Origin of the sequence: Microbacterium sp., assembly GCF_044508325.1 — a bacterium.
Lineage (GTDB): Bacteria > Actinomycetota > Actinomycetes > Actinomycetales > Microbacteriaceae > Microbacterium.
Map to the genome: position 1 here is coordinate 181,810 of NZ_JBIQHX010000005.1, position 23,952 is coordinate 205,761.

At 70.5% G+C, this 23,952-nt stretch carries 25 protein-coding genes and 2 pseudogenes; 13 read left to right on the plus strand and 14 right to left on the minus strand.

The window, feature by feature from the left end; genetic code table 11:
- Positions 1–210 precede the first annotated feature (210 nt).
- Entirely contained in the window at positions 211–1,572 is a 1,362-nt protein-coding gene (locus ACIWQI_RS06400; protein ID WP_396656302.1) for a DUF222 domain-containing protein, read from the plus strand.
- Positions 1,573–1,603: 31 nt separating this feature from the next.
- Here ACIWQI_RS06400 and ACIWQI_RS06405 read toward each other — a convergent pair whose 3' ends face one another.
- Together ACIWQI_RS06405 and ACIWQI_RS06410 are read right to left on the minus strand one after the other, a co-directional pair.
- The gene (locus tag ACIWQI_RS06405) at positions 1,604–2,128 is read right to left on the minus strand and encodes a YbhB/YbcL family Raf kinase inhibitor-like protein (RefSeq protein ID WP_396656303.1); all 525 of its coding nucleotides are present in this window, start codon (positions 2,126–2,128) and stop codon (positions 1,604–1,606) included.
- A 26-nt stretch (positions 2,129–2,154) separates the two neighbouring features.
- The gene (locus tag ACIWQI_RS06410) at positions 2,155–2,733 is read right to left on the minus strand and encodes an HhH-GPD-type base excision DNA repair protein (RefSeq protein ID WP_396656304.1); all 579 of its coding nucleotides are present in this window, start codon (positions 2,731–2,733) and stop codon (positions 2,155–2,157) included.
- Between the two features lie 54 nt (positions 2,734–2,787).
- Between ACIWQI_RS06410 and ACIWQI_RS06415 the strand changes: the two genes are divergently transcribed.
- Positions 2,788–3,282, plus strand: coding sequence for a GNAT family N-acetyltransferase (locus tag ACIWQI_RS06415; protein WP_396656305.1), 495 nt, complete (start codon positions 2,788–2,790; stop codon positions 3,280–3,282).
- Between the two features lie 10 nt (positions 3,283–3,292).
- Here the strand turns inward: ACIWQI_RS06415 and ACIWQI_RS06420 are convergent, their stop codons facing one another.
- From ACIWQI_RS06420 to ACIWQI_RS06430, 3 genes and pseudogenes are all read right to left on the minus strand, one after another.
- Positions 3,293–3,550, minus strand: coding sequence for a type II toxin-antitoxin system RelE/ParE family toxin (locus ACIWQI_RS06420; protein ID WP_396656306.1), 258 nt, complete (start codon positions 3,548–3,550; stop codon positions 3,293–3,295).
- A gap of 9 nt (positions 3,551–3,559) precedes the next feature.
- Positions 3,560–3,808, minus strand: a complete 249-nt coding sequence (locus tag ACIWQI_RS06425) for a type II toxin-antitoxin system prevent-host-death family antitoxin (protein ID WP_396656307.1) — start codon at positions 3,806–3,808, stop codon at positions 3,560–3,562.
- A 56-nt stretch (positions 3,809–3,864) separates the two neighbouring features.
- Positions 3,865–3,960 (minus strand): annotated as a pseudogene (locus ACIWQI_RS06430) (Fe-S cluster assembly protein HesB); the annotation flags it as partial.
- A gap of 47 nt (positions 3,961–4,007) precedes the next feature.
- Here ACIWQI_RS06430 and ACIWQI_RS06435 point away from each other — a divergent pair.
- The 9 genes from ACIWQI_RS06435 (at position 4,008) to ACIWQI_RS06475 (ending at position 10,912) form a co-directional block, all read left to right on the plus strand.
- On the plus strand, positions 4,008–4,538 hold the full coding sequence (locus ACIWQI_RS06435; protein WP_396656308.1) for a YbaK/EbsC family protein: 531 nt from the start codon (positions 4,008–4,010) through the stop codon (positions 4,536–4,538).
- Positions 4,539–4,553: 15 nt separating this feature from the next.
- Positions 4,554–6,041, plus strand: coding sequence for a protoporphyrinogen oxidase (gene hemG / locus ACIWQI_RS06440; RefSeq protein ID WP_396656309.1), 1,488 nt, complete (start codon positions 4,554–4,556; stop codon positions 6,039–6,041).
- 80 nt (positions 6,042–6,121) lie between these two features.
- Entirely contained in the window at positions 6,122–6,481 is a 360-nt protein-coding gene (locus ACIWQI_RS06445) for a hypothetical protein (protein WP_396656310.1), read from the plus strand.
- A gap of 1 nt (position 6,482) precedes the next feature.
- On the plus strand, positions 6,483–6,899 hold the full coding sequence (locus ACIWQI_RS06450; protein WP_396656311.1) for a phage holin family protein: 417 nt from the start codon (positions 6,483–6,485) through the stop codon (positions 6,897–6,899).
- Complete coding sequence (locus tag ACIWQI_RS06455) at positions 6,889–7,188, plus strand: hypothetical protein (RefSeq protein ID WP_396656312.1); 300 nt, start codon at positions 6,889–6,891, stop codon at positions 7,186–7,188. The genes ACIWQI_RS06450 and ACIWQI_RS06455 overlap by 11 nt, the downstream gene beginning before the upstream one ends.
- A 64-nt stretch (positions 7,189–7,252) precedes the next feature.
- Positions 7,253–8,227, plus strand: a complete 975-nt coding sequence (locus ACIWQI_RS06460; RefSeq protein ID WP_396656313.1) for a hydroxymethylbilane synthase — start codon at positions 7,253–7,255, stop codon at positions 8,225–8,227.
- Positions 8,227–9,027: a uroporphyrinogen-III synthase gene (locus ACIWQI_RS06465; protein WP_396656314.1), complete on the plus strand. Its 801-nt coding sequence runs from the start codon at positions 8,227–8,229 to the stop codon at positions 9,025–9,027. Before ACIWQI_RS06460 ends, ACIWQI_RS06465 begins: the two co-directional genes overlap by 1 nt.
- A complete protein-coding gene (gene cofD, locus ACIWQI_RS06470) occupies positions 9,011–9,997 on the plus strand; it encodes a 2-phospho-L-lactate transferase (RefSeq protein WP_396656315.1) in 987 nt (328 codons plus the stop codon). Before ACIWQI_RS06465 ends, cofD begins: the two co-directional genes overlap by 17 nt.
- A 165-nt stretch (positions 9,998–10,162) precedes the next feature.
- The gene (locus ACIWQI_RS06475; protein WP_396656316.1) at positions 10,163–10,912 is read left to right on the plus strand and encodes a sulfite exporter TauE/SafE family protein; all 750 of its coding nucleotides are present in this window, start codon (positions 10,163–10,165) and stop codon (positions 10,910–10,912) included.
- Here ACIWQI_RS06475 and ACIWQI_RS06480 read toward each other — a convergent pair.
- Positions 10,896–11,879 (minus strand): AraC family transcriptional regulator, encoded by a 984-nt coding sequence (locus tag ACIWQI_RS06480; RefSeq protein WP_396656317.1) that lies wholly within the window; start codon positions 11,877–11,879, stop codon positions 10,896–10,898. The two genes, ACIWQI_RS06475 and ACIWQI_RS06480, sit on opposite strands and share 17 nt — an antisense overlap.
- Before the next feature lie 257 nt (positions 11,880–12,136).
- Between ACIWQI_RS06480 and ACIWQI_RS06485 the strand changes: the two genes are divergently transcribed.
- Positions 12,137–12,388, plus strand: a complete 252-nt coding sequence (locus tag ACIWQI_RS06485) for a DUF4242 domain-containing protein (RefSeq protein WP_396656318.1) — start codon at positions 12,137–12,139, stop codon at positions 12,386–12,388.
- Positions 12,389–12,769: 381 nt separating this feature from the next.
- Here the strand turns inward: ACIWQI_RS06485 and ACIWQI_RS06490 are convergent, their stop codons facing one another.
- The 5 genes from ACIWQI_RS06490 to ACIWQI_RS06510 form a co-directional block, all read right to left on the minus strand.
- Positions 12,770–15,586 carry a helicase-related protein gene (locus tag ACIWQI_RS06490; RefSeq protein WP_396656319.1) on the minus strand — a complete coding sequence of 939 codons (2,817 nt, stop codon included), beginning with the start codon at positions 15,584–15,586 and terminating at the stop codon, positions 12,770–12,772.
- A 302-nt stretch (positions 15,587–15,888) separates the two neighbouring features.
- Positions 15,889–17,472: a phospholipase D family protein gene (locus ACIWQI_RS06495; protein ID WP_396656320.1), complete on the minus strand. Its 1,584-nt coding sequence runs from the start codon at positions 17,470–17,472 to the stop codon at positions 15,889–15,891.
- A gap of 211 nt (positions 17,473–17,683) precedes the next feature.
- Positions 17,684–18,880 carry a DUF6361 family protein gene (locus ACIWQI_RS06500; RefSeq protein WP_396656321.1) on the minus strand — a complete coding sequence of 399 codons (1,197 nt, stop codon included), beginning with the start codon at positions 18,878–18,880 and terminating at the stop codon, positions 17,684–17,686.
- 210 nt (positions 18,881–19,090) lie between these two features.
- Positions 19,091–19,354 carry a hypothetical protein gene (locus ACIWQI_RS06505; protein ID WP_396656322.1) on the minus strand — a complete coding sequence of 88 codons (264 nt, stop codon included), beginning with the start codon at positions 19,352–19,354 and terminating at the stop codon, positions 19,091–19,093.
- Between the two features lie 188 nt (positions 19,355–19,542).
- Positions 19,543–19,878, minus strand: coding sequence for an ArsR/SmtB family transcription factor (locus ACIWQI_RS06510; RefSeq protein WP_396656323.1), 336 nt, complete (start codon positions 19,876–19,878; stop codon positions 19,543–19,545).
- 16 nt (positions 19,879–19,894) lie between these two features.
- On the opposite strand from ACIWQI_RS06510, the gene ACIWQI_RS06515 reads away from it, so the two are divergent.
- Positions 19,895–20,374 (plus strand): SRPBCC family protein, encoded by a 480-nt coding sequence (locus ACIWQI_RS06515; RefSeq protein ID WP_396656324.1) that lies wholly within the window; start codon positions 19,895–19,897, stop codon positions 20,372–20,374.
- Here the strand turns inward: ACIWQI_RS06515 and cofC are convergent.
- From cofC to fbiC, 3 genes and pseudogenes are all read right to left on the minus strand, one after another.
- Positions 20,365–20,994, minus strand: coding sequence for a 2-phospho-L-lactate guanylyltransferase (gene cofC, locus ACIWQI_RS06520; RefSeq protein ID WP_396656325.1), 630 nt, complete (start codon positions 20,992–20,994; stop codon positions 20,365–20,367). The two genes, ACIWQI_RS06515 and cofC, sit on opposite strands and share 10 nt — an antisense overlap.
- Positions 20,991–22,445, minus strand: coding sequence for a flavin-containing monooxygenase (locus ACIWQI_RS06525; protein WP_396656335.1), 1,455 nt, complete (start codon positions 22,443–22,445; stop codon positions 20,991–20,993). The genes cofC and ACIWQI_RS06525 overlap by 4 nt, the downstream gene beginning before the upstream one ends.
- A pseudogene (gene fbiC / locus ACIWQI_RS06530) lies at positions 22,445–23,952 on the minus strand (7,8-didemethyl-8-hydroxy-5-deazariboflavin synthase); the annotation flags it as partial. The gene ACIWQI_RS06525 and the pseudogene fbiC, both read right to left, overlap by 1 nt.

A 23,952-nucleotide genomic window follows, 5' to 3' on the forward strand; every position in this document is an offset into this window, starting at 1 on the left:
GCGGTGAAATGTTCGATACTTACCTCTTGTAATCGCATCAGAATTAGGATAGAATTACAGCGAGACGCCGAGGATGAGTGAGGGCGGTGGTGCCGCCCCAGGGTGAGTGAACGACGAGACTGGGCACGGTGAGCGGGTTGCGCACGGCGCGGCCGACGGGTCTCGCCGATTGTTCCGCCGCGCATTGCGCTCGTCCACCGTGAGGCTCACATGTCCCTGTCGTCGCCGGTCGTCCACGACGTCGATTCGTGGGACCGCGCCGTGTCACGCTTCGCCGACCTGCAGAAACGGCGCGCCGCGCTCGAGGCGGAGGAGCTGCGTCTGCTGGCCGACGCCGTGGACATGATCCGCGATGCGGAGGCCGCGTATCGCGGACGTGCGCACGGCGACCGCAGCATCCCGCTGCGCTCGCTCGTGGCAGACCTCGCCGTCGCCACCGGGCTGAGCGAGTGGACCGTCAAGCGCGCGCTGGGAGACGCCGCCGACCTGTGCGACCGGTTCGCCGCCGGGGTGACCGCGCTCGAACAGGGTCGCCTCACCCGGCGCCATCTCGCCGTGACCCACGACGCCGGCGCCGCGATCGACGACGCCGAGCTGCGTGACCGCTACCTGCAGCTGGCGCTCGAGCGCGCGGCCGAGACGACCGCCGGACGGCTCGGCCCGATCGTCGAGACGATTGCGGCCCGGGTGAATCCGGTGAGCATCGACGAGCGCCACGAGTCCGCGGCTGAGCGCCGCGGGGTGTGGGTGCGCGAGAAGGGCGACGCCATGGGCGAGCTCGTGCTCGCGGCACCGATCGTGCTCGTGCGGGCCGGGTACGACCGGCTGACGCGGTTCGCCGACGAGATAGTGGGTACGCGGGACGCCGATGCGGAAGCCGCGGCCGCCGACGACACCGAGCCCGACACCCGCACCATGGACCAGCTGCGTGCGGACGCGCTGACCGACCTGCTGCTGACCGGGACTCCCGCGCAGTGCATCGGCGGCGACGGGGTGGACGAGATCCGCGGAGTCGTCCAGGTGACGGTGCCCGTGCTCACGGCCGCCGGCGTCGGCAGCGAGCCGTCTCTGCTCGCCGGCTCGGGTCCGATCGACGCGCAGACCGCGCGACGCCTGCTCGGCACGGCCGCCGGCTGGGAGCGTGTGATGACCTCGCCGGTGACCGGAGCGGTGCTCTGTGTCGATCGCTATCGGCCCTCGGCCGGGCTGGATCGCTTCCTGCGAGCTCGTGACGAACGCTGCCGGTTCCCCGGCTGCCGGCGGAGCGTGTGGCGTTGCGACGCCGATCACACCGTCCCGTACTCCGAGCGCGCTCCGACGTGCGTGTGCAATCTCGCCCATCTGTGCAAGAGCCACCATGCGCTGAAGCACCACGGCGAATGGACCGTGCGCCAGCTCGGCGGCGGCGTGCTGGAGTGGACGAGCCCCACGGGCCGCCGATCCACCGACAGACCAGAACCTGTCGTGCGGTTCCTGCCCGATGCCGAACCCGTCATCGAGCCCCCATCGTCGCGGCGCGGCTGGGCGTGTGTGCGGTATCACCCGCACGTCGACGGCCCCACGCCGTTCTGACATCGCGGGAGGAACCGCTGGGGCACGGCGCTCAGTGCCGGTACGTGCCGTGGATGATCGCCCTGCCGAGGGTCTTGAACGCCAGGTGGAACGACACCTGGGCCGGTGTCGCGTCCGGGCCGACCCCGAGGGTCGGCTCCGACACGGCGTGCACGACGAAGTAGTAGCGGTGCACCTGGTCGCCCTTGGGCGGTGCCGCGCCCATGAACGCGGCGCCGCCGCCGTCGTTGCGCACATGGAATGCGCCACCGGGGAGCGGCTGGGCGGCCGCACCAGCGGGCAGCGATCGCACATCGCCGGGCAGGTCGACGAGCACCCAGTGCCAGAAGCCCGAGGGCGTGGGCGCATCGGGGTCGAAGCACGTCACCACGAACGACTTCGTACCCTCGGGGACATCGCTCCACGCCAGGTGCGGCGAGGTGTCGCCGAACGCGGCGACCTGGTCATCCTTGAGCGGCTGCCCATCGACGATGTCGTCGCTGGTCACCGTGAAAGACGGCACTTTCGGCAGCAGGGGATACGGGTCGGGGTGCACGGGTCGATCGAGATCAGCCATGCCTCGAACCTACCCGGGGCCGGTGCCTACGACGCTTTGCCTCCGGCTGCGGCCGCCTTCATCGCGCGCTTGTGCTCGCGGACCTTCGCCAGGCTCTCCGGCGAGACGATGTCGGCGACGCTGCGGAACGACCCCTCCTCGCCGTAGGGCGCGGACGCCTCCCGCCACCCCTCGCCATCGAACCCGCACTGCTTCCCCAGCAGCGCCAGGAAGATCTTCGCCTTCTGGGCGCCGAAACCCGGCAGGGCCTTGAGGCGCTTGAGCACCTCCGCACCCGAGGGCGGACCCTGCGTCCAGATCGCCGAGGCATCGCCGCCCCAGTCCTTCATGACGGCGTCGCACAGGGCCTGCACCCGCGCCGCCATCGAACCCGGGTAGCGGTGCACCGCCGGGGTCTGCGTGAAGGCCGCCTTCAGCTCGTCGGGGTCGTGGCCGGCGATGGCGGCGGCATCCATCGCCCCGATGCGCTCCTTGATCTTGAGCGGCCCCGAGAAGGCCGTCTCCATCGCGACCTGCTGGTCCAGCAGCATGCCGATCAGCAGCGCGAGCGGATTCTCGGTGAGGAGGGCGTCGGCGGCGGGGTCATCGGTGATGCGGAGGGCCATGCACCCAGTGTCGCACTTGCGGGCTCGTCCGGCGGAACGAATAGGTTGGTGGGCATGCCCGTCTTTCGGGAGTTGCGAGCGGTCGATGCTGAGAGGGTTCTCGATGCGTTCGTGTCGGATGCTGCAGAGATGAGTCGCCAGGGTGACGTGCACGACCTGGCCACGGCCGAGGCCTACGTGACCCGAATACTGGAGAACCCGGATATCCGCACGCTTGTCGCGGTGGACGACGCCGATCAGTTGCTTGCGTTCGCCGCGGTGTCGATTGATCACGACAACGCGAACGGGTGGGTCTTCTATTGGGCGCATCCTGATGCTCGACGACGCGGCATTACGTCGAAATTGGTGCGTGCGCTCGCGGACCGCGCACTCGCTGAGGGCGGGCTATACCGACTTGAGCTTGGGTACCGTGCGAACAACCCCGGGTCGGCCGCCGTGGCGCGCGCGGCTGGATTCGTTCGAGAGGGCCTCGAGCGCGAGAAGTTCTTGGTGGACGGCACGCGTGTCGACGTCGTCACAGCGGCTCGGCTCAAGTCCGATCCGGTCTGACAGAAGGCCCTCAGTGATAGATCTCGCGGCGGTGACCAACCGCCAAGACGAGGACCACGACTTCACCGTCGTTCACGTCGTAGACGATGCGGTAGTCGCCGACACGGATCCGCATCTCGCCGCTACCGCCTTTGAGTTGTAGGCAGCCCGGAGGTCGAGGGTTGCGCGCGAGTGCGTCGATGGCTGTGAGGACGCGCCGCGCAACGCTCTGGTCCAGCTTGCGCAGCGACTTCAGGGCTGATCGCGCGTAGGTGATCTCGTACTGCACGGGTCGCGGTCAGAGCCCGAACTCGACCATCACATCTGCATGAGCTACGCGAGGCTCCGGCTCGTTCCGGGCTGCGTCGGCGGCACGGATGTCTGCCTGATCCTCCAGTGCTTCCATAGCCCGGTCGAAGAAGTCCGGTGATACGACAACCGCCCGACGTCCTACGCCGCGGGACGTGATCTCGACCGGCTCGCGCTGCGCCGCCGCGATGTAGTCGCTCTGGCGTGCACGGAACTCGGAGAGGGTGATCGACGTCATGGCCTCATGTTACATCTTGTACAAGATGTGCACAAGGGCGCAGTGCGTGGTTAGCCCACCTGCTGGTCCAGCAGCATGCCGATCAGCAGAGCCAGGGGGTCGCGGGACAGCAGCTCGTCGGCTGCGGGGTCGGCGGTGATGTGCAGATCCATGCCCCCATGCTCTCACCGGGCGTGCGCGCCGGATACGCTCGGATGCCATGTGGAGCTTCGCCGGATCCCTGCGGCCGGTGGCCGCGGCATCCCGTCCCGACCTGCTCGCGCCCCCCGTGGCCGCAGCCCTTCCCGCCGGGGATGCCGTCGGTGTCGCCGAGATCGACCCCGCACTCGCCGACACGGCGGCCTTCTGCGCGCACTACGGCATCGCCGAGGCCGACTCGGCGAACTGCGTGGTCGTGAAGGGCAAGCGCGCGGGTGTGGTGCGGTTCGCGGCCTGCGTCGTGCTGGCCACCACCCGCGCCGACGTCAACGGCATCGTGCGGCGCCGGCTCGACGTCCGCTCGGCGTCGTTCGCTCCGATGGACGAAGCGGTCGCCCTCACCGGCATGGAGTACGGCGGGATCACCCCGACCGGGCTTCCGGCGGACTGGCCCGTGTTCGTCGACGCCGCGGTGGCCGCCGCCCCCGGCGTGGTGGTCGGCGCCGGCATCCGCGGGGCGAAGCTGTTCCTGCCCGGATCGGTGCTCGCCGCACTGCCCGCCGCGGAGGTGATCGAGGGCCTCGGGCGCTGAGGCGCCGATGCGATCATGGATGCCGTGGAGCTGCCCGATGACCTCACCCACGCCGCCGACCTGCATGTCGTGGTGATCGGCGGCGGGGTGGCGGGGCTCGTCGCCGCCCTGCAGTGCGCGAAGGTCGGCCTCCCCGTGACGATCGTGGAGGCATCCGATCGCCTGGGCGGCACCATCCGCGCGGCCGAGCTGGACGGGATCGTCCTCGACGTCGGCGCCGAGGGCTTCTCGACCCGCGGCGGCCACGTGGCCGCGCTCATCGATGACCTCGGGCTCGGCGGCGAAGTGGTGCGACCGGCCGGCGGCCGCCGGTGGGTGGCGGGACTGCCGGGGGATGCCGCGGCGCCGCTGCCCGACGGTGCGCTCGTCGGGATACCGCCGAACCCGTTCACCCCCGACGTGCGGGCCATCATCGGCTGGCGGGGAGCCTGGCGCGCCTACGCCGACCGGCTGCGCCCGCCGCTGACCATCGGGCAGGAGCGCAGCCTCGGGCGGCTCGTGCGCTCGCGACTGGGCGACCTGGTCGCCGAAAGGCTCGTCGCTCCGCTGACCGCAGGGGTCTACGGCGCCGACGCCGACGACATCGACGTCGACATCGCGGCCCCCGGCCTGAACGCCGCTCTCACGCGCACCGGCTCGCTGCTGGGCGCCGTCGCGGTGCTGCGCGCCGACCGCGACGACGACGACCCCGGCATCGCGGGCCTGCGGGGAGGGATGTCGGGTCTGGTCCACGCGCTGCGGGAACGTCTCGAGCGGCTCGGTGTGCGCGTCCGCACCGGCGCGTCCGCACGGAGCGTCGTCGCGCGGCCGGGCGGAGGCTGGAGCGTCGAGATCTCCGGCTCTCCGCCGGAGCACACCGCCGACGCGGAAAGCGGCGACCCCTCGTCCGACGACGAGCCGAACCTCGTCGCCGACGCCGTCATCGTCGCGACGGGCGAGGCCGAGGCGCGCGGGCTTCTGGCGCCGCTCGTACCCGAGCTCGCCAGAACGGCCGCTCCTGCCCCGGTCATCGAGGTCGTCACGCTGCTGCTCGACACACCCGCCCTCGACGGGAGCTCCCGCGGGGGCGTGGTGACGGTGTCCGGCTCGCACGCCGCTGCCGCGGTGGGCCGGCCCAGCGCCGAGTGGGAGTGGATCGCGCAGGCGGCGCGCGGCCGCCACGTCGTGCGCGTGTCGTTCGGCCACGCGGGCGCCGCTCCCGCGACCGAGGGGCTCGGCGACGCCGAGGCGATCGCACTCGCCGTGCGCGAGGCATCCACTCTGCTGGGCGCGCCATTCGGCGCCGAGGCCCTTGTCGCCGGCCATCGCGAGCGATTCGTCCAGGCCCTCCCCGGCTCGGCGATCGGGCAGGCCGAGGCGGCGCGGGCGGCGCGCGCCGCGATCTCCGGCGTCCACGGTCTCGGCGCCGTGGGCGCGTGGCTGGCCGGAAGCGGCCTCGCCCAGGTGGTGCCGGACGCCCTCGAAGAGGGCGGTCGCGTGCGACGAGCAGTGCTCTGGGACTGATTTGTCAAGCGGATGCCGAAATCGGCATACGGGACTACCCTGGAGAACCTGACAGGCGACATCGAGCGTGAGGAGACCCCATGAGGGGCAAGGTAGGACTCGTGATCGGCCTCGGCATCGGTTACGTGCTCGGCACTCGGGCCGGCAGAGAGCGCTATGAGCAGATCAAGGAGCAGGCGCTCAAGGTCTGGCAGCTCGACCCGGTGCAGAAGCAGGTCGACAAGGTGAAGGAACTCGCGAAGTCCGGTGCGATGGCTCTGCCCGGCGCACTGTGGGACGGCGCGACCAAGGTGGTGAAGGCGGCGAGCAGCCAGGGCACACCCGGCGAGAAGCTGGATGCCGTGGTCGACGCCGGGAAGAAGTCGGCGCCCGCCGTGAAGAAGGCTGCGAAGCAGACGGCGGAAGAGGTCGCGAAGGCCGTCGACGACAAGACCGACTGAGATGACGACGCCACGAGGGTTCCGCGACAGAGCGGACGACAGCCTGTTCACTCTGCTCGGGGACATCCCCGAGCTCGTGCGCAACCTGGTCGTCGCCGAGGTGAACGCGGCCAAGCAGTGGGCCGCCAAGACGGCGAAGGACGCCGGAATCGGGGCGGGGTGGGTCGTGGTGGCCCTGTTCTTCCTGTTCTGGTCGCTGCCGGCGTTCGGCATCTTCCTCATCTGGGGATTCCACGAATGGTGGGGCTGGTGGATCTGGGCGAGCGCGCTGCTCGTGTTCGGCATCGCGCTCGCGCTCACCGCGCTGTTCGTGCTGCTGGGCATCCTGCGGTTTCGGCATCTGTCCCGGCGCGAGAATCCGGGCCAGGCCATCGCCCGAGATGTGGAGATCGTGAAGGAGGCCGGCGATGAGGTCTGAGCTGTCGCGGGCAGCGGCATCCGCGCCCGTCCCCGTTCCGCGCACCGCCGTGCCGCTGGGCATCGACGATCCCGTCGAGCGGGCCCGTGCTGAACTGAAGGCGGCGCTGGCGGCGATCGAGGTGAAGGCGAACGTGCCGAGGCGGGTCGCGCTCGCAACGGAGAAGGCCACCGCCCGCGCCCGGTCGTTCGCGCGCAGCAACCCTGGGGCCGCGGTGGCCGCTGCGGTGGGCGTCGCGGCGGCGGTCGGGCTCGCCGTCTGGGGGGCCGTCCGGCTCTACCTGCGCTGAATCCGCTCTCCTCCGTTCGCCGCGGGATTGGCCGTTGGGGCCCGGCCGGGCGAGGATGGAGGACATGGTCGACGAGACAGCACCCGAATCCCTGCGTCTGCTCACCCGCGGCGGAGCGCTCCGCACCGCCGAAGCGCGGGACGTCGTCGACGCTCTGGCCGCCCGCACCGGGCGCGACGTGGAGGTCGTGCAGCGCGACGCCGACACCGACGCCCTCCGTGCAGCACTGCGTGCCGGGGAGTGCGACGTGCTCGTCCACGCGGCCGAGACACCGGCCGGCGACGCGGAGGGACTGGTCATCGCCGCGGTGCCGCGGCGCGAGGATGCCCGCGACGTCGCCGTCACACGTGACGGCACACCGCTGCACGGGCTGGCCGGCGGCGCGACCGTGGGTGCGGACTCTGCACGGCGACGCGCCCAGGCGGCGATTCGCAACCCCCGGGCGCAGGTGAGCCCGGCGCCGGGCGACCTGGCCACGCAGCTGCAGCGGGTCGCCGACGGCGACCTGGACGCGGTGATCGTCGCGGTGGCCGACCTCAATCGGCTCAGCCCTGATCCGGGCGGGCTCGTTTTCGAGCCGCTCGGGCTCGCCGAATGGCCCACGACTGCGGGGCAGGGCGCCCTCGCGGTGGAGACGAGAGCGGATGCCGATCCCGCCCTGCTCGATGTGCTCGCCGCCCTCGACCACCTGCCCACGCGACTGGCGGTCACCGCCGAGCGCACGGTCTCGGCTGAACTGGGAGCGGACGCGTCGACGCCGCTCGCGGTGCACGCCGTGCTCGAGGGGAACCTGCTCCGAGTTCGCGCGATCGTCTACTCCGAGGACGGCTCGTCGCGTGTGGGCGCCGACCTCACCCATCCGGTCGGCGAAACGGAAACCCTGGAGGCGGGGTATATTCGTTCGCAGGGCAGTGGCAACGGTGCGGACGCTGCCGATGGCGACGATCCGATCGCGCGGGCCGCGGAGGCCGGATCTCAGGTCGTCCATCGGCTGCTCGAACGTGGAGCGGCCGACCTTGCACCACGAGAGTCACCCTGATGAGCACAGCCCACCACAGCACGAGCACGAAGCCCTTGACGGGCTGGCGTGTGCTCGTGCCGCGTGGTGGGCCGTGGGGCGACGGCGTGGCGGCGACGCTGCGCAGCCTCGGTGCTGTGCCGGTGGTGGCGCCCCTCATCGATTTCGCCTCGACGCGCGATCCCGAGGCCCTCGAGGCGGCACTGGCGGCCCTCGAAGCCGGAGAGTACGACTGGCTCACCGTGACGAGCGCGACCACGGTGGACGTCCTGTTCGCGCACGGCACCCGCATCCCGTCGTCGACGCGTGTCGCCGCCGTCGGTGAGACCACCGCCGCCGCGCTGCAGGCGGTCGGATACCGCGTCGATCTCGTGCCCGATCGCGACAACTCGGCGGCCGGCATGGCCGACCAGCTCATCGCGCTCGAGCCGGGGCCGAAGCGGTTCCTCGCGCTGCGCAGCGAGATCGCCAAGCCGCTGCTGTCGAAGCGGCTCACCGCAGCCGGGCACGACGTGCACAGCGTCGTCGCATATCGCACGGTCGGAGTGCCGGTGACCGAACGGATCGCCCGCGATGTCGCCAACGGCCGCATCAACGCGATCCTCGTCACCAGCGGGTCGGTCGCCGAGCAGGTGCGCCTGCAGTTCCCGAACATCCCGCACGCGACCGTGATCGCCGCCATCGGCCCGCGGACCGCGAAGGACGCGCGGCGCTCGGGCCTCGACGTCGACGTCGTCGCAGCCCAGCAGACGGTCGACTCCCTCATCGAGGCGGTCTCGAGCTTCCCGCTGCCGCACGCCTCCGATGAGTTCCAGGCGTGAGCCCGACGTGACCCGCGTCGTCGTGCTCGCCGGCGGAGTCGGCGGCGCGAAGTTCACGCTCGGGGTGCGCGAGGCGCTCGCGCGGCGCGGCGATCCCGAGGCCACCGTCGTCGTCAACACCGGCGACGACCTGTGGCTGAGCGGTGTGCGGCTGCAGCCCGACATCGACTCGATCGTCTATGCGCTCGCCGGCGTCAACGACACCGAGCGCGGCTGGGGCCGCTCCGGCGACAGCGAGCGGGTCAATGCCGAGCTGCAGGAGTGGGGCGCGGGCTGGCCCTGGTTCACGCTCGGCGACCTCGACCTCGGCACGCACCTCGCCCGCACCGGTTGGCTGCGCGAGGGGCTCACGGTGACCCAGGTGGTGGAGCGGCTGAGCGCGCGCTGGCCGCTGGGGGCGCGGCTGCTGCCGATGACCGACGCCGAGGTCGACACGCAGATCGTGCTCGCCGACGGGCGGCGCATGCACTTCCAGGAGTGGTGGACGCGACACCGCGCCTCCCTCGCGCCGGCCCGCTTCGAGAACCCGGGCATCGACCGGGCGCGCCCGGCGCCGGGCGTGGCGGAGGCGATCGCCGACGCCGACATCGTGCTCGTCGCCCCCTCGAACCCCGTCGTGTCGATCGGGCCGATCCTCGCCGTGCCCGGGGTGAGCGAAGCGCTCGCCGCGACCTCGGCGACGATCGTCGGGGTGTCGCCGATCATCGGCGGCCGCGTCGTGCGGGGCATGGCGGATGTCTGCCTGGCCGCCATCGGCGTCGACACCGCCGCCGACGCCGTCGCCCGGCACTATGGGGCGCGCGCCGACGGGGGTCTCCTGGACGGGTGGCTGCTCGCCGAGGAGGATGCGGCGCTGGCACGGGACGTGGATGCCGCAGGCATCCCTGCCGTCGTCGCTCCGCTGTGGATGCGCGATGCTCATGCGACCGCCGCGATCGTCGACGCGTGCCTGGCCGCCGCCGGGCGGTGACGCCGCCCTCCGCTCAGATGGCCGCTGTCGCCGCGGTGTGCGTGGCTCACAGGCTTCGCAGTCTCGCGCCGAGCTCGCAGGCATCCGCCGGCTCGCTGCGAACCTCGCGCTTTTCTGCGAAGTCTGTGTGCGCCGAGGGCCGCCGCCACCTGGAATGATCGCCTGATGGCCGATCTCTCCGCAATCGCGTGGACGCTGCTGGCGGTCGCCGCGGTCATCATCGGCCTGTCCAAGACCGCGGTGCCCGGGTCGGGCACGATCGCCGTCGCGGTGTTCGCGGCCGTGCTGCCGGCCAAGCAGTCGACGGGGACGATCCTGCTGCTGCTGATCCTCGCCGACCTGTTCGCGATCGTCATCTACCGGCGCGACGTGAACTGGCGCGCGCTGCTGCGGCTTGCGCCGGCGGTGCTCGTCGGCGTGCTGCTGGGCGTCGTCTTCCTCGCGCTCGCAGACGATGTCTGGGTCAAGCGCACGATCGGGGTGATCCTGCTCGCCGTCATCGTGGTCACCCTGCTGCGGCGATGGCTGGTGCGATCGGCGACCGCCCCCGACCGCCCGCACCGCCTGGCCGCGGCGACCTACGGCACGCTCGGCGGCTTCACCACGATGGTCGCGAATGCAGCGGGCCCCGTCATGTCGATGTACTTCCTCGCCGCGCGCTTCTCGGTGAAGGAGTTCCTCGGCACGGCGGCCTGGTTCTTCTTCCTCGTCAACGTCAGCAAGGTGCCGTTCTCAGCCGGCCTGGGCCTGATCACGGGCCCCGGCCTGCTCATCGACCTCGTGCTCGCACCGCTCGTGGTGACCGGCGCCCTCTTCGGTCGATGGTGGGCGAACCGGCTCGACCAGAAGCTGTTCGAGCGGATCGTCATCGTCGTCACCGTGGTCGGCGCGGTGTACCTCATCTGGCCGTGGTGAGGTCGGCGCGCCAGTCGGCCGGTGGGATGCCGTGGCGTCGCCGGAAGGCGCGGCTGAATGCTTCCACCGCCTGGTACCCGACCCTGTCGGCGACGGCGCCCACAGTGAGCGTGGTGTCTTGCAGCAGGTTCTCGGCCACGTGCATCCGCCAGTCCGCGAGGTAGCGCATCGGGGAGATGCCCAGCAGGTCGCGGAAGCGCTGATCGAGGGTCGACCGCGAGACCAGCGACTTCTCGGCGAGCTCCGCGACGGTCCAGTGGTGTCCGGGATGACGGTGGACTGCCGCCAGCGCCGGCGCGAGCACCGGATCGCGGAGGGCGGCGAGCCAGCGGTTCTCGGCGACGGTGGGGTTCGGGAGGCTGGACAGGTGAGTGCGCAGCACCTCCACCAGGAGGAGTTCTGCGAGCCGGGGCCGGGTCCGGGCGGACGGGGAGCCCTCCAGCGCATAGGCGATGCTCGCGTGCATCCAGTCCGCTGCGGCTCCCTCCGGATGCACGACGAAGACCTCGGGAAGCGCGGCGAGACCTGGATCGAACAGCGGATCGTCGGAGACGAGATAGCCGCAGACGACGTCTGTCTTCGCGCCACCGCCGCCGTGGCGCACGACCGGAAGCGTCGTCCACGGCGGGGGAGCCATGAGCGACGCGATCGGAGGGACCTCGTCGCAGAAGGACCGACCGTGCATGATGTGCCGGTGACCATAGGGGAGCACGATGACATCGCCGGACTGTGCGGATCGGCTCTGGCCCTGGTCGAGGACGACCGTGCAGCTGCCGGAGGCGACGATGTGGAAGAGGGTCAAACGGTCGCGGCCCGGCGCGAGGATCGTGGCGAGATCCGCGGCCGTCGGGGACTCGTAGGCCCAGTCCTCGGTGTACTCGGCGCGGAAGAAGATCGCGCCCCTCAGCCGGAGGCCCTCGAGGGTGATTCGCAGGGTCTCCGTGTCGGGTGTGGCGATGTCGGTCATACGTCGTGCCCTCCGACGACTCGTCGGTGGCCATGCCCCTCTGCAGGTCGATCATCTCACGGCCGTGATCGGCGGGAAACCCGTCACCGATGGCGGCCGAGTCCGTCGATCCGGCCGAGGTTCGTGCATCCGGTCATGTCGTCCGGCTCCGCGGTCATGGCCACCGCTGGCTTCTGGATGCAGAGTGGCTCCTGCTGGAGGGAATCCCCGCAGCCGACTTCTGCCCCGGTCAGGGCAGACGAACGGAAGGAAGCACCATGCCGCTCTTCATGGACGTGCACAACGGCATCCCCGAAGGAGCCGACGCCGCGGCGGTCGCCGCCGCACACAAGGCAGACCTCGAGGTGCAGGACCGATACGGGGTGCGATACCTCAACTACTGGCTCGATGTCGATGCGGGGAAGATCTTCTGCCTGGTCGACGCGCCGGACACGGCCAGTGCCTACGCTGTCCACCGTGAGGCTCACGGTCTTGTCGCAGATGAGATCCACCCTGTCCTCCAGGGTTGATCGCCGAGGGCGCCAGGCGGCCGACTCACATGAGCCGGGCGACCACCTCGACCGAGCGCTCCCGTTCTGCACGTGCCTGCGCCTCGGCGTAGAGCCGAGTGTGTTCGGCATAGTCGACTTCGACACGAACCCGCGTGCCCCAGTCGATCAGCCGCCGTCCGACGCGAGTCGCAAGGCGGTGGGCGACTCCCGTGCGGACACGGGGGAGGGTGCGGTGCCCATACCCGAAAGTGCTTCCGCTATTCGTCGCGATTGTCATCATTTCATTGTGGTCGGGGGGTACGACATCGCCGGTGGTGACTGATGCGCCTCGCGCAACCCCGAGTTGCACGCGTGCGGCGATGGTCGAGCCTGAAGACGGGGAAGGGCGAGCTCTGACGTCTAGTCGGGAGGGGCGTGCTGAGGCGGCCGGAGGTCGATGGCAGGAACCTTGCGACCGTCGACACCGCGGCGTCGCATCAGTTCGACCATGTCCTCTTGCCGGGGCTGCCCGAGCGTCAGGCGATAGAGAGCGAGCGCATCGCGCAGCCGCTCGTAACGACCGATGTCCCGGCTGAGCGGGTAGGACGCGATCACCCGATGCACCCGAGCCGGACCGGGGTAGACCCACCATGGAGAGAACTCGCCCAACTGCTCGTGCTTGGCGCGCGACGCCGCATCGAACGCCGCATCCCAGGGTGGCGAGTCAGACGCGAGCACATCACGCCAATGCGCGGCGGCGACATTCTTCCGTACAGCGTGCCCCGCGAACCGGTTGACCCTCCCCTCGCGCTGCTCGAAGTCGACGGGGTTCGACGGCAGGTTCCAGTGGATGACCGAGTGACTCCACCAGTGGAAGTCGATCCCTTCCTGGCCCACGCTCGTCGAGGCGAGGATGTACGGTGCGAACGGGCTGTTGAATGCATTTCGCACCTCCCCCTGCCGCACGATCTCCGATTCCTTCGCGCCCTCCGACTGCCTTCCGCCGTACCGCAACGCAAACCGCGCTTGAAACGCGATCTCGCGTCTGTCACGCCGCGCCTCGTGGCCGATGTATCGTGCGGGGCGAAGTCCCATCGCTTCGGCGGCGGTCGTCGCAGCACCCAGCAGCCCGGCATCGTCGAGTCTCGCACCGCCACGTTCGCTGCGCAGCTGAAACAAGTACTCGTCGAGCACTGACTGCAGGTTCCCGTCGGAGCAGTAGTCGAGCACGGCCTGCCAGTACGCTCGGCCGGGGGCAGCCATCGCGACGAGCAACGCGATCGTCTCTCGGCGATTGAAGAGTGCTCGGATGCCGGAGCTCAACCGCCACGCGGCGCGCCACAGTCCAACATCGGTCGCGTCTGCGCCAGCGATCGAGCGCAGCGCCCGCCACGCGATATTGCCTGGCGCGTGGGCAGCGAGGGCAGGCAATGAGGGATGCCGCGGATCACCCGGCTCGCGTATTCGAGCCAGCGCCTGCTGCACGTGCAGCTCGAGGCCCGACGCGATGTCGGCGTCTTCGTCGGTCTCGTCGTCTGGTGCATCACCGACCAGCGCGCCCGGGTCAGCACCTGACAGCTCCGGCGGCAGAGCGCCGGGATAGGAGAAGAACGCCTCCCATGCTTGACCACCCTCCTCCGGCGATCCGAGTGCGGGCTCGAGCTCACGAAGCACCGCCTCAGAATCGAGCATCCCGCCTGCGCGACGGGCAGCCGCGAGCGGGTCGCCCACCTCGGCCAACCGAGGGTGTGGCCAGAACAGGGATAGCGTCGACATCGCGCGAGGCGCAGCATCCAGCACTCGGTACTGCAATCGCAGGCGTACGTTCTTGCGCCCTTCTGCCGTGTTCTCGTTGAGCAGCTCGCTCATCTCGGCGATACGTCGGTCTGCCTCGTAACTCAGCAGAGACGCGATCGCAGTGGGCACTCCCGACCAGGCGGAGAAGATCACGTGCTTCGTTGCGCTGGCCGCTGTCACGTTCGCGTATGGGCCTGCCGGAGTGAGGTACGGCATCGTGGGCGGAAGCCACAGCAGCCGCCACCACCCGCGGTCCAGGGTCTCGGCGGACAGAGTGCGCAGGTATCCACTTGCGAGGTCGACCGGCTCGAAGGCCTTGATTGTGCGTCGCTCAACCCCGCGAGCGCGTTCGAGCGCTTCTGCGACCGCCTCGCCAGCGGGCCCTGCGAGCAGGTTCTTGGCTCTTTCGGCGGGCTTGTATCCCTCCATGAAGGTCGCGAAGTGCGGGATGGACTTCCAGTACTCGAGGCCGATGGGCGCGCCGACGGTCTCGCCCAGCTGCCGCAGGGCTGCCCAGTCGGCGAGATCCTCCGGTGTTGGGATGCCCCCGGGCAGAGGTCGCGTTGTGAGCATGTCGTCCTGATCCGACAGCGCTGGGCGCTCCGATCGTGTCATGAGGGGGATCAACGCTGCACGCACGCGAGCGGCAGCGGCCGCCGGATCGCCCTCATTGACGAGCGCGAGGCGGTAGGCGGCGAGTGATGACTCGACCTCGGCGGTGCGATCCGCGTCGCGTCCCGTGAGGAACGACACCGTCGCGATGAAGTCGCGGTAGTGGTCTTCGTCATCGTCGCTGTTCGTGAAGGGCTTGTACGGTGTGGCCGAGAGCAGGAGAACTCGCGCATCCGGGTGATCGAACAGACTGTGTGCGAGCTCGGCGGCCGGCCCACTCTCGGGCGCGGCCAGCAGATGCCGGAACCGCTGGAACTCGTCGAGGATGATCAGATCGGGCTCGAGCGTATCGACGCCTGCCTTGGCAAGGTGGCGGCGTAGCTCGTCGATGCTGTCATGCACCCGATGCTTGATCTCCGGCGGCACACGCTGCTTCCCGCGCACCGCGTCGCGCAGTTCGAGGAACCGATCGAGTGCGCCGTCCGCGCGAACAGCGAGATCGAACGCGTCGATGATTCGCGGATCCGGTTCACCGCCCAGGTCCTTCCGAAGCTTGTTGACATACCACCCGTCAAAGTTCCGCAGCGACGCCACCGTGCCCTGCATCAACAGACGCGTCGTGCGCCGGTCAGACGCCGTTCGATTGATGAGCTGATCGAGGATGATCGTGAGCATCGCGCGCTCATCGGCATTGCCTTGCCGCCAACCGCCCTGGCTGAACGAAGTCCCGGGCGTGAATGAGACGAGGTTGACCTTCTTGCCTGCCCCGGTGGACTTCGCTTCGAGCCGCCGACTCTCCTTCGCAAGCATCGTGAGACGCGTCGCCATGCCGATCGCCGGGTCGCCCGTGACGTTCAGACGCTGCAGATTCTGGCGCGCGAGGTCGGCGTTGCTGCAGACGTAGACGATGTCGATGCGATCGATGCCGTCGGTGTCCTGCAGATGCGCGATGGCCTTCGCGACGATGCCACGCGCGATGATGCTCTTTCCCAGTCCGGTCTCGTCGGCGATGAGAAAGCGACCGGATGCCTCGGCCGCGGCATCTCCGTAGAACCGGTCGATCACGTGGTCGACCGCCGCGCGCTGGAACCCTTTGAGTCCTGCCATCACCGCGTCGACGTCGATCGTGCTCATGACTCCACGCCCATCCCAGTCAGGCTGACGTGCGCCGCCCACACCGCCCCCCACAGGTCTGCGAACCCATCCGGCAGTACGTTCGGTCCCTCAACGCTGTCGGAGAGGTAGTCCACGATGCGCCGTACATCCGCGAGGCCGCTGTGGCCTGAGCCGACGGCTCGTACCAGCGACTCGAAGAGCCCCGTCCCTTCCGTGCCCGCAGCCGCCGTGCCGAAGAATGCCGCGCCGCGGCCGCTCGCAGCGATCAACTCGCGGCCAGACAACTCAAGCAGGAGCATGAGCAGCCGCACGAACGCGGCGCGGTCGGTCAGCTGGCGTGCGATGACGGCGTCGCGCCGAGTGGGCACGTCGTCGATCAGCTCGGCGAGCGCGATCGTCTGGCGCTCGTTGCCCTCGGCATCGCGAGCGACGAGCACGACGAACGGGGTGATGTCGGCGAGCGCGATCGACTCGATCCGGTGCGGTTGGTCGGCCGTGCCAGGCATGCCTCGACCACCGAGATCGGGTCGCGTCAGCAGGTGCCACCTGAGGTCGAAGTCATCGGGTGCTTCGCCCCGCTGCTCACCGGAGGCTGCCGCCAACACTTCGAGCGTCCAGGGATCGCCTTCGCGCATCCGCACCGAGAGCCGCGTCGCCGCGAGCCCGCGCAGGTAGCCCTCGAGTCGTCGCTGCGCTTCTTCCGTGGGTTCGGGCTCCGCTCCGCCAGCCGACTCATAGCTCTCGATGAGCGACCCGAGAGATTGCAAGGTCTCTTCGACGCCGAACTTCGAGAGGGGGCCGGTGAGCTCGACCATCACCTCGATGTTTCGGCGCAGCGCAGCATCAGTCGCGTTCGCCGAACCCAGCAGGACGCGCGACGAGTGGGCGTGATCTGACACAATGAGCTTCGCGTGGAGTCCGGTGAGCAGGTCGCGCGGGTGCGGGCCGGTCGCTCCCGCCTCGTCCCGCAGGCTCGCGGCATCGTCGAGCACGTAGGTATGCACGCGGGGGTCGAGTGACTCGGGTGCAAGGCGGTCGAGGGTTTCGGGGCGAGAGATCAGGTGGGTGTCCGAACGTGTGCCCCCGCGCAGCATCCGCAACCCATCGTCCGAGACGAATGGGGACGCGATCAGCGTGCGCTGCCCGCGGATGTCGGGTGGCGTCGACCCCGGTAGACCCAACGAGTGGAAGCGCAGGTCGCGCACGCCTGCCGGGCACTCCCAGCGCACTGTCGCCCAGCGCTCCGCGAGCGCCTCGATGCGCTCGACGCGCGCGGTATCGATTGGTTGGACCGACCACGTCGGCAGCGCACCCAGTAGGCGTACGAGCGGGGCGTTGGTCTCGGCATCTGCTTGCGACGGCTCGTTTGGAACGTCGCCATCGAGTCGTACGACAGCGTCCCAGCTGCGGTCGGCTGTGAGGTTGCGGCTGCCGCACACGAATCTGTAGGTGCGCCGGTCGCCTGCGGAGTACTCGAGAAACCACACCTTCGGGTGGAAGAGCCCACGTCGCACCATGACCGGGTGCACAATGGGCTCGAGAAGTGCGACGAGGTCGGTGCGCGCACCCATCGACAGTTCGCCGGCCTGCGCGAACACGTCGACGCGGTCGGATGCTCGGCGGATCGCGTCGAGGATGCCGACGCTGCCGTCGGCCGCGCTGACCCGGTGCGAGGCGAATGAGAGCGGCACGGTGAGGGCGGTTTCGAGGTCCAGAGTGAAGCTCGTTCCGACGGCGTGCGAGAGCTCGAACCCCGAAGGAGGGGCGAGCAGTTCGGAGAGCGTGGCGCGAGTCTGCGGTTCGAGCATGTCAGCGGGCCAGACCGTCGTGGATGTCCAGCAGGATCCGGCGCACGTTGCTCCAGCGGTAGGTGAGGGCTCCGGCGCCCGACTCGCCGCTCCAGCTCGCGAGGCGGGCGGGGTTGCCGATGCGGCGCTGCGCTCCCTTGTGCTGGCGCTCGCGGCGGGCGACAAGCGTGCGCGCGTCTCGGTGATCGGCCACCGCTCCGGGGCCGATTGCGCACATGACTGTCACCCACTCTTGGATGAAGCGTCGGGCAGCGGGGTGCGCGGGGGCGCCGCGCTGCCGGTCGACGAGGCGAAGCAGCGCGTCGAGGTCCCACGTGTCGAGATCGACCAGGGCAGGCAGTCCGGTCGCCCATCGCGCGAGACGGGCGCGGTAGTCATCGACCGGATCCGACAGCCGATCGAGCCCGGCCCGTTCATACTCCTCGGCGATGAGGAGGTTGTAGAGCAGCTGGGCGCCGTGGACCGCGGCCGAGAACGCCCTCGCCTGCATGAGGCTGGACTGTGCCGGTTCGCCCGCACGAAGCGCGGCCGCGTCAGCCCACGGGGCGGGAGAGTCCGGCGACGGTGCATCTGTCAGCAGATGAGTCATCAGGGTCTGCGGTTCGCCACTGAGCATGCGGTCGCGCAGCCACTCGGCCTCCTCGCGCGTGAGCGTGAAGCCGCCCTGGGCCGTCCAGGGAAAGTCGGGCGGCGGGGGCGGGAGCGATGCCGACCACGCGTGGAGACGTGCGACACCGCCGTGGTCGGGGTCGTCGAGGCTCTTCGCCAGACCGGGCAGCCGCAAAACATCTTCGCGCGAGAGGTCGGGGTCGGCGAGGATGCCATAGTGGCGCAGGGTCGTCCAGTACACGACCGACGGCAGGGTGCGCAGGTTGACGCCCGCGCGCAGACCGAGGAGTCCAGCGTAGTCGTCACTCTCGCGGATCGCGCCGATGAGCGCCCGCTCGTAGCGGTCGGCCTCTTTGATCGGGTCGGGCTTCTCGGCGGCCTTCTGCAGGCACCAGGGCACGAACAGCAGGTATCGGGCTCGTGTCAGCAGCACCGATGTTCCGGGGAAGAGGATGTCGGAAAGCGCGTCGCGAAACTGCGAGATGCCGAGTTCGTCTCGCGATTCCCGGTCGGCGAAGAGGCGGATGATCTCGCGCATCCGCCGCTGTTCTTCGACGGAGGCGTCGAGCCAGGCGATCAGGGATGCCATCACGTCTCAGCCATGCCGATCAACGGCTCGGTCGCGTCACGTACGTTGAGCGCGCCTAGCACCGCGTTGAGACTGAGCGCGCGCGACATCACGAGCCCTTCCAGTTCATGCACGGGGAACGGCCGGATCAAACGCTGTCAACGCCCCCGGCGGCCACCATATCGTGAAGCCAGCGGAGGCGTTGACACCGTGCTGGAGGGGTCACCCGTGTCACTGCCAATCAGACCAGACAAACACCGTGCGGTATGGGATGCCGTGCTGGTCCAGCCACGCGATGTACTCGTGCGGCAGTGCGCTCCTGAGTTGGCGCGCCCAACCGCTCGCGATGTGGGCCTCGCTGGTGCCGAGCGCTGCCGCCAGCTTCGGCACGGCGTCGGCGGGAATCTCGTAGAACGCCTCGCTCCAGGGGCTGCCGTACTGCAGCTCCAACGATCCGTCGGGCTTCCGCTTGATCTCGCTGTAGCTGTCACCCATTCGTCCCTGGCTGCTTCCCCGCCGGCCCGCGCTGTGCGCACAGCACTTGTCCGTTGCGGATGATGACGGCGCCCACGGTGTTGATGGGTCCACTCATGACTTGTCCTTGACTCAGCGAGCGCTTGCACGGGTTCCGGCCATGCTGGCTGGAAGACAGTCTAGGCGCGGCGCGAGAACCACCGCCCCGCTCAGCCCTCGTCGAGCCGCTCCAGCAGGTCGACCGCCGCCGCGGTGTAGGCGCTGATCCAACGGTCGTGGATGCGCTTGATCGGAAGCGGCGCGATCGAAAGGTGCCGCTCGCGGCCCACGCGACGGCCTGTGACCAGCTCAGCCGCCTCGAGGGTCCGCAGGTGCTGCAGCACGGTCGTGCGGTCGAGCTCGGGAAAGCACTCGCAGAGGCTGCCCGTCGTGCGCGGCGAGTCCTTGAGCAGATCGAGCATGCGCCGGCGGATCGGAGAGGCGAGAGCCTTGAAGACGAGATCGTCATCCGTGCGATCAGAGCCCTTGCGCGCAGCATCCATCATGTTGTAAAAATACAACATGTCCGCTGAAGCCGCTGCACTCACCGAGCTTTCCTTCACCGTGTCGGGGCGTGTCGCGCGCCCCGTCGCGGAGGTCTACGAGGCCGTCGCCGATCCTGCGCAGCTCTCGCGGTACTTCGCCACCGGCGGCGCCCGCGGTCGGCTCGAGACCGGAGCGACGGCCACATGGGACTTCGCCGACTTCCCGGGCGAGTTCCCGGTCCAGGTGGCCGAAGCCGACCCGCCGCGTCGCATCGTCATCCGCTGGGACGGCGACGCCACGACCTCCGCCGACGGCGCGACGACGACCACGTTCGAGTTCGAGCCGATCGACGACGGCGCGCGCACCCTCGTCACGATCACCGAGTCGTCGTGGCAGGCCACCGCCGACGGCGCGAAGAGCGCGTTCGGCAACTGCGAGGGCTGGACCGGGATGCTCGCCGCGCTCAAGGCCTGGGTCGAGCACGGCATCAACCTCCGCGACGGCTTCTACAAGTAGGCCGCCTGCCGCAGCAGCGCCGCCGTGCGCGGGCCGATGCCGAGCGCGACGGCTGCGGCCAGCTGCTCGGCCGTGTCGACATCGTGGCGGAGAGTGGATGCCGCGGGCACCTCCAGCGGTGTGAACCCCTCTGCCACGTGGGCGGCGAACGAACCGGGGCCGAAGTGCGACGCCCACGGCACCCCCGCCGCGGCGGTCACGAGCGTCGTGCCGGTGCCGGAGGCATCCGCCACCGCCCCCCGCTCGACCGCCGCCGCCTTCCCGAGCGCGGCGTCGAGGTCGGCGGGCCGCAGGGCCGGGACGTCGCCGAGCAGGGCGGCGCGCGGCATCCCCTCGATCTGACGCGCCCCCTCGGCCACCGCGGCGTTCAGGCCCTTCGCGTCGCCTTCGGCGACGAACCGGAGACCCGGGATGTCGACGGCCAGCACCGGCAGCAGCGCATCGTCGGTGACGACGACGACCTGCGCGACGGTATCGGCCGGCGCCGCGGCGGCGATCGTGTCGAGCGCGATCGCGCGGGCGAGGGCGACCCTGTCGACCCCGTCGACGGCGAGCCGCGACTTGCCGACCGCGGCCGGCTTGACGGGGACCACGAGCCCCCACCGCGGCGCACCGCTCACGCGATGCCCTCGGCGGCGGGCACAGCGACGAGGTCGGCGGGATCGATGCCGTCCAGGAGCGCGCGGAACTCGGTCACCGTGCCCGGCCACAGCAGCGTGAGCCGGCCCGAGCGCTCGTCGACGTACCAGTTGCGGCATCCGCCCGCGATCCACGGCGTCGTCGCGGCACGTGCGTCGATCTCGGCCGAGTACGCGGCCTCCAGCTCCGGCGAGACGGCGATCGTCCCCCTCGTCTCCAGGCATCGCGCGACGAACCGGGCCTGGGCCTCCATCATGAGGACGGCCGAGTTGTGACCGAGCGACGCGTTGGGCCCGTTCAGCACGTACAGCTGCGGGAACCCGGGCACCAGCGTCGACGCGTACGAGGTCATGCCGCGGCCCCAGTGCTCCGCGAGCGTCACCCCGCCCTCGCCCTCGATCAGCTGCGCATACGGCTGCTGCGCCGCCTCGAACCCGGTCGCCAGCACCAGCACATCGGCGTCGTGCCGCGCACCGCTCGCGGCGATGAGCGTCGATCCCTCGACCCCGTGCAGGGCGCTGGGCTCGAGGGTGACCGCGCCGGAGGCGAGCGTCGGATAGAAGTCGTCCGAGAGCAGCACCCGCTTGCACCCGAAGGCGTACGCGGGGGTGAGCGCGGCGCGCAGGGCGGGGTCGGCGACCTGCGCGGCGAGGTGCGCGAGGGCGACCTCGCGAGCGGATGCCGCGGCCTCGGCGTCGCCGGAACGCGACGCGTACCGCGCCTCGCCCTCGTCGAACAGCGCGGCGCGCAGGCTCTCGAGCGCGGTCGGGTCGGCGGCGAACGCCTCGCGCTCGGCGTCGGTGTAGCGACGGGCCCCGCGGGGCACGATCCATGCCGGCGTGCGCTGGAACAGCGTCACCGCGGCGCCGCGCGCGGCGAGTGCCGGCACGAGCTGGACGGCGCTGGCGCCGGTGCCGACCACCGCGACGCGGGCGCCGTCGAGGGGAACCGTGTGGTCCCATCGCGCGGAGTGGAACATGGGTCCCGGGAACGACTGGAGCCCCGCGATATCGGGAACCTTGGGCTCGGTGAGGCGGCCGCAGGCGACCACCAGGGCGCGCGCTTCGATGCGCCCGGAGTGCCGGCCGCCCACGTCGAGCTGCCACGCCGCACCGTCCCACGCGGCGCGCAGCAGCGGCGCGTGGGTGCGGATCTGCTGTGAGAACTCCGCCGCGACCGAGCCGAGGTACCCCTGGATCTCGTCGCCCCGCGCGTACAGGCCCGACCAGTCCGGGTTCGGGCGGTTCTCGAAGCCGTAGAGGTGCGCGGGCACGTCGCAGGCCACTCCCGGGTACACGTTCTCGCGCCAGGTGCCGCCCACCCCGGCGGCGCGCTCGAGCAGGACGAAGGACTCGTGCCCTGCGTCGCGCAGCGCGAGCGCCATGCCGAGGCCGGCGAAGCCGGCACCGACGATGGCCACATCGACGCGCATCACGAGATCCGCTCGTAGGTCGTCGTGCGCAGGCGGAACGGCCGCATGAGCGAACGCGCGATGCGCTCGGCGTCGGCCACCGGCAGCTCGAGGCCGTGCTCGACTCCCGCCTCGGGCTTGACCCCGCCGTCGAGCAGGGTGCCGCCCAGATCGTCGCCGCCGGCGCGCAGCAGGGTCGCCGCGGCATCCCTGCCCACTCTGGTCCACGGGATCTGGATGTGCGGGATGCTGCCGCTGAGCATCAGGCGCGAGACGGCCACCATCGCACGGTGCTCGTCGAGCGTGGCGCGACCGGCGACCAGCGCGACGCCGGCGGGTGTGCCGGGCGTCGAGGGCAGCGGGATCGGCACGAACTCGGTGAAGCCCCCGGTCGCGTCCTGGATGCGGCGCAGCTGGCGCAGGTGCGCGATGCGCTCGGCCGCGGTCTCCGCGTGGCCGTAGAACAGGACCGACGTGGAGCGGAAGCCGGCGCGATGGGCGGCCGTGATGCCCTCGACCCAGCGGTCGATCTCGAGATCGCCGGGCGCGACGATCGCGCGGACGCGCTCGCTGAGCACCTTCACCCCTGTGCCCGGGACGGTGTCGACCCCGGCATCCCGCATCGCCTGCAGCGCCCCGGCGAGGCCGAATCCGCCGCGCTCGGCGAGGTCCCAGACATCCTGCGGGCGGTACGCGTGCACGTGCATCTCGGGGGCGGCGGACTTCGCCGCGCGGGCGATCGCGAGATAGGCAGACGGATCCTCGGATGCCGGCAGCAGCCCCTGCACGCACAGCTCGGTGGCCCCGAGGTCCTCGGCGTCTGAGGCGATCGCGCCGACGTCGTCGAGGGTGAACCTCTCGCCGAGCCACGACGAGGTGAGGTTGCGGTTGACCACGAGCGTGACCGCCTCGCCCACGGTGTACCGGCGCACGGCATCCGCGGTCTCGACGAGGGTGTCGAGCTCGTCTCCGGTGGCCCGCAGCAGGGTCTCCCACTCGGCGTCGTCGAGCGCGAGCGGGTCGGCCGCAGCGGCCTCCGCGAGCCGGCGCAGGTTGCCCCCGACCCGTGCCCCTGCATCGGCCCCGAACCCACCATTTCCGCGCGAACCCATCGGAATCGAACGCGAGAAACCGGTGGGTTCGGTCGAATGCGATGGGTTCGCGCGAAGGGGGGAGGGAGAGGTCCGGGGGTCGGCGGCGGCCGCGAGCCCGGAGTCGGGGTCGGCGAGCACCGCCACGGGGGCGTGCATCGCCGGATCGAGCCAGGTGCGCGGGTCTCGTACGTACTCGGGGTGGGCGGTGAGCCGCTCCTGCAGGGTGAAGCCGAGCTCGGCCGTGCGGTCGGCGAGCTCGCCGAGGTGCGGCCACGGGCGCTCCGGGTTGACGTGGTCGGCCGTCAGGGGCGACACGCCACCCCAGTCGTCGGCACCCGCGCGGGCGAGCAGCTCCAGCTCGGCGGCGTCGGAGAGGTTCGGCGGCACCTGGATGCGCATGCGCGGCCCGAACACGAGCCGGGCGACGGCGACGG

What these genes read in the sequence shown, in the direction of transcription:
- ACIWQI_RS06400 (WP_396656302.1), top strand. Translation starts at nt 211, where the DNA reads ATGTCCCTGTCGTCGCCGGTCGTCCACGACGTCGATTCGTGGGACCGC.
- ACIWQI_RS06405 (WP_396656303.1), bottom strand. Translation starts at nt 2,128, where the DNA reads ATGGCTGATCTCGATCGACCCGTGCACCCCGACCCGTATCCCCTGCTG.
- ACIWQI_RS06410 (WP_396656304.1), bottom strand. Translation starts at nt 2,733, where the DNA reads ATGGCCCTCCGCATCACCGATGACCCCGCCGCCGACGCCCTCCTCACC.
- ACIWQI_RS06415 (WP_396656305.1), top strand. Translation starts at nt 2,788, where the DNA reads ATGCCCGTCTTTCGGGAGTTGCGAGCGGTCGATGCTGAGAGGGTTCTC.
- ACIWQI_RS06425 (WP_396656307.1), bottom strand. Translation starts at nt 3,808, where the DNA reads ATGACGTCGATCACCCTCTCCGAGTTCCGTGCACGCCAGAGCGACTAC.
- ACIWQI_RS06435 (WP_396656308.1), top strand. Translation starts at nt 4,008, where the DNA reads ATGTGGAGCTTCGCCGGATCCCTGCGGCCGGTGGCCGCGGCATCCCGT.
- hemG (WP_396656309.1), top strand. Translation starts at nt 4,554, where the DNA reads ATGGATGCCGTGGAGCTGCCCGATGACCTCACCCACGCCGCCGACCTG.
- ACIWQI_RS06445 (WP_396656310.1), top strand. Translation starts at nt 6,122, where the DNA reads ATGAGGGGCAAGGTAGGACTCGTGATCGGCCTCGGCATCGGTTACGTG.
- ACIWQI_RS06450 (WP_396656311.1), top strand. Translation starts at nt 6,483, where the DNA reads ATGACGACGCCACGAGGGTTCCGCGACAGAGCGGACGACAGCCTGTTC.
- ACIWQI_RS06455 (WP_396656312.1), top strand. Translation starts at nt 6,889, where the DNA reads ATGAGGTCTGAGCTGTCGCGGGCAGCGGCATCCGCGCCCGTCCCCGTT.
- ACIWQI_RS06460 (WP_396656313.1), top strand. Translation starts at nt 7,253, where the DNA reads ATGGTCGACGAGACAGCACCCGAATCCCTGCGTCTGCTCACCCGCGGC.
- ACIWQI_RS06465 (WP_396656314.1), top strand. Translation starts at nt 8,227, where the DNA reads ATGAGCACAGCCCACCACAGCACGAGCACGAAGCCCTTGACGGGCTGG.
- cofD (WP_396656315.1), top strand. Translation starts at nt 9,011, where the DNA reads ATGAGTTCCAGGCGTGAGCCCGACGTGACCCGCGTCGTCGTGCTCGCC.
- ACIWQI_RS06475 (WP_396656316.1), top strand. Translation starts at nt 10,163, where the DNA reads ATGGCCGATCTCTCCGCAATCGCGTGGACGCTGCTGGCGGTCGCCGCG.
- ACIWQI_RS06480 (WP_396656317.1), bottom strand. Translation starts at nt 11,879, where the DNA reads ATGACCGACATCGCCACACCCGACACGGAGACCCTGCGAATCACCCTC.
- ACIWQI_RS06485 (WP_396656318.1), top strand. Translation starts at nt 12,137, where the DNA reads ATGCCGCTCTTCATGGACGTGCACAACGGCATCCCCGAAGGAGCCGAC.
- ACIWQI_RS06490 (WP_396656319.1), bottom strand. Translation starts at nt 15,586, where the DNA reads ATGGCGACGCGTCTCACGATGCTTGCGAAGGAGAGTCGGCGGCTCGAA.
- ACIWQI_RS06500 (WP_396656321.1), bottom strand. Translation starts at nt 18,880, where the DNA reads ATGGCATCCCTGATCGCCTGGCTCGACGCCTCCGTCGAAGAACAGCGG.
- ACIWQI_RS06505 (WP_396656322.1), bottom strand. Translation starts at nt 19,354, where the DNA reads ATGGGTGACAGCTACAGCGAGATCAAGCGGAAGCCCGACGGATCGTTG.
- ACIWQI_RS06510 (WP_396656323.1), bottom strand. Translation starts at nt 19,878, where the DNA reads ATGATGGATGCTGCGCGCAAGGGCTCTGATCGCACGGATGACGATCTC.
- ACIWQI_RS06515 (WP_396656324.1), top strand. Translation starts at nt 19,895, where the DNA reads ATGTCCGCTGAAGCCGCTGCACTCACCGAGCTTTCCTTCACCGTGTCG.
- ACIWQI_RS06525 (WP_396656335.1), bottom strand. Translation starts at nt 22,445, where the DNA reads ATGCGCGTCGATGTGGCCATCGTCGGTGCCGGCTTCGCCGGCCTCGGC.